We start from the raw sequence: 2,787 nt of genomic DNA, 5'->3' as shown, positions 1-2,787 counted from the left end.
ATACTTATTCCTGTGCTGATCCGGAGCTACCCATGCACATCGATTGGTTATGCAGGCGCAACAGCGATGGATTTCACATTACCTGTCATTCAAACCACAGGTGGCGTTCGGTGCGTGCCAGTCGCCATAGTCAGTGGCTTTATCCTCAGCTTGCTTGTCCCGATTTTGATGTTGTTCTTTGTATCTCTTGCTAACTAGATCGCAGGAATAGCGTTTGTTTTAGATTAGAATGCAACTCGAATACCGATGCCCAAGACACCGATACAGTTACCGAAATAAAAAGACACTAAGTGTCATTGCTCAACAAATAATGATCACGGTAATCTGTAACGACAACGTTATAAAAAGAATAAACTTACAAAAGGAACCGCTATGAAACGCCTTTGCGTCGCATTACTGCTAGCTTCAACTTCGACTTTCTCTTTTGCAGCAGATTCAATGTCTGAGACAAATCAGTGCCAAGCAAAAAAATATGATGCGTACATCGACGCCTCTTTAGGTTGGTATGCTGACCTCGCTACATTAACTTCTGAGCAATACCCAGAATTGACAGAAGTAAGCGAGTGGTTCCTAGAAGGTCGTAAGCACCACTTCGAGCTTAATCGCGCTGCGGTAAACTACTACCTTGTGAACGATTCAAGCAAAGTGGCAACAGAGCAACCGGTAGAAGGCTGGCTGCAACTGGAACAACACGACATTAAGACGTTATCAACACGTGATGATGAACTTGGTAGAATTGCGAAAACAACGTTCGACGACCGCCAATCAACACCTCACGCTCAAAACTACGAGCTACGTTCCGCCTTTGCTGAGCTGCTTAGTCACCCTAAGCAAATCGATACAGCACTGCAGCGTTACAACCAGTCGATCGCCAAACTAGAAGCGATTAAGTGTAAATAACCCTTAATTTACTATGCTTTTATGGGAAGTTGGATTTCATAATTAAGACGGGACATTGTTCCCGTTTTCGTTTAGATTATCCCGCTCGCGTCAATATAAGAAAAATAACTCGCTTGCTATGGTTACGGAACAAAAAACAGCAGATGTTAGCTTTGACAGTCTTCTACGTATCTTTACAGTACCAGAAGGCCCAGACTCAACACTCACTCAAATCGAAGACAAACTTTCACGAAACCTGAATCAATTCTTACGTGAACACATTGTGGCTGAAGAAAAGCCATTACGTGAGATTGAGAAAGATTTTTCGAATGCTCATATCCCAGAGCAGCCTGAGTTTGTTTCAGAACATACCGAGCATCTCCTCGATTCTCTTGTATCTCATTCTGTACATACGTCGTCGCCAAGTTTTATTGGTCACATGACGTCTGCGCTACCCTATTTCCTGATGCCGCTGTCTAAAATCATGATTGCGCTAAATCAGAATCTAGTAAAAATCGAGACCTCAAAAGCTTTCACTCCCCTAGAACGTCAAGTTCTGGGTATGTTACATCGCCTGATATATCAGGATAGCGACCAGTTTTATTCTCGCTGGATGCACAGTGCCAACCACTCTTTAGGAGCGTTTTGTTCTGGCGGTACCATCGCGAACATAACAGCGCTTTGGGTTGCACGTAACAACGCGCTAAAAGCACAAGGTTCGTTCAAAGGTGTGGAAAAAGAAGGCTTGTTTAAAGCCATGAAGCACTACGGCTACGAAGGCCTTGCTATCTTGGTTTCTGAACGTGGTCACTACTCTCTGAAAAAAGCAGCGGACGTCCTTGGTATTGGTCAAGAAGGTCTAGTGTCTGTTAAAACAGATAACGACAACCGCATTTGTACGGACGACCTAAGACTCAAGATTGAACAGCTCAAGCAGAATAAGATAAAGCCTTTCGCTGTCATTGGTGTGGCTGGTACAACCGAAACCGGTAATATCGACCCTCTAAGAGACATTGCAGAAGTGTGTGCTGAATCCGATTGTCATTTCCATGTTGATGCCGCTTGGGGAGGTGCGACTCTAATGTCGAACAACCATCGTCACCTTCTTGATGGTATTGAATTGGCTGATTCAGTCACGATTGATGCGCATAAACAGCTTTATATCCCTATGGGTGCTGGCATGGTTTTGTTTAAGAAGCCAGATGCGATGACCGCAATCGAACATCATGCTCAATACATCCTTCGTAAAGGCTCAAAAGACTTAGGTAGTCATACGTTAGAAGGCTCTCGTTCAGGCATGGCAATGTTAGTCTACGCCTCAATGCACATCATCAGTCGCCCTGGGTATGAACTGCTGATCGACCAGAGCATCAATAAAGCGCGCTACTTTGCCGACCTGATTAAAGATCAAAACGACTTCGAACTGGTTTCAGAGCCTGAGCTTTGCCTACTGACCTATCGCTATGTGCCTGGATCAGTCAAAGCAGCACTACTCAAGGCTAAAGCACCAGAGCGTGTTGAACTGAATGAGCTACTGAATGAACTGACCAAGTTTATTCAGAAGAAGCAACGTGAAACGGGCAAGTCTTTCGTATCGCGAACGCGCTTAAACCCCGAAATATGGGCGCATCAGCCAATCATCGTTTTCCGTGTAGTATTAGCAAATCCACTGACGGGCAACGATATTCTCTCTTCAGTGCTTGAAGAACAGCGTGAAATCTCTAAACTAGCACCCAACTTGATGAGTAAAATCACCAAACTGGTTAAGCTAATCAACGCCTAGCCATTCAATTTTAGTTGCATCAAATTGAAAATTTCTTTCTTTTTGATGTAACTTAGCTGTCAGTTCATACTCAATTTGCATTCTTTTTGCTCTAATCCTCTTCCAATTCTGTAGTTTTCTAAAAT

The 2,787-nt window shown here is 43.8% G+C and carries 3 protein-coding genes; all 3 read left to right on the top strand.

Going from position 1 to position 2,787, the window contains the following annotated elements:
- A partial coding sequence (locus AB4653_RS20205; RefSeq protein ID WP_372105163.1) for a LysO family transporter occupies positions 1-198 on the top strand: 198 nt, incomplete at its 5' end.
- A 174-nt stretch (positions 199-372) separates the two neighbouring features.
- Positions 373-900, top strand: a complete 528-nt coding sequence (locus AB4653_RS20200) for a hypothetical protein (RefSeq protein WP_009847065.1) — start codon at positions 373-375, stop codon at positions 898-900.
- Between the two features lie 118 nt (positions 901-1,018).
- A complete protein-coding gene (gene panP / locus AB4653_RS20195) occupies positions 1,019-2,662 on the top strand; it encodes a pyridoxal-dependent aspartate 1-decarboxylase PanP (protein ID WP_102258607.1) in 1,644 nt (547 codons plus the stop codon).
- The last annotated feature ends 125 nt before the right edge of the window (positions 2,663-2,787 follow it).

It is taken from the genome of Vibrio sp. 10N.222.48.A3 (genome assembly GCF_041475345.1).
Classification (GTDB): domain Bacteria; phylum Pseudomonadota; class Gammaproteobacteria; order Enterobacterales; family Vibrionaceae; genus Vibrio; species Vibrio tasmaniensis_A.
The sequence above is the reverse complement of the archived record's forward strand: the minus strand, read 5'-3'. Positions and strand labels throughout refer to the sequence as shown.

Coding starts and splice junctions, on each gene's coding strand:
- AB4653_RS20200 (WP_009847065.1), top strand. CDS start 373: ATGAAACGCCTTTGCGTCGCATTACTGCTAGCTTCAACTTCGACTTTC.
- panP (WP_102258607.1), top strand. CDS start 1,019: ATGGTTACGGAACAAAAAACAGCAGATGTTAGCTTTGACAGTCTTCTA.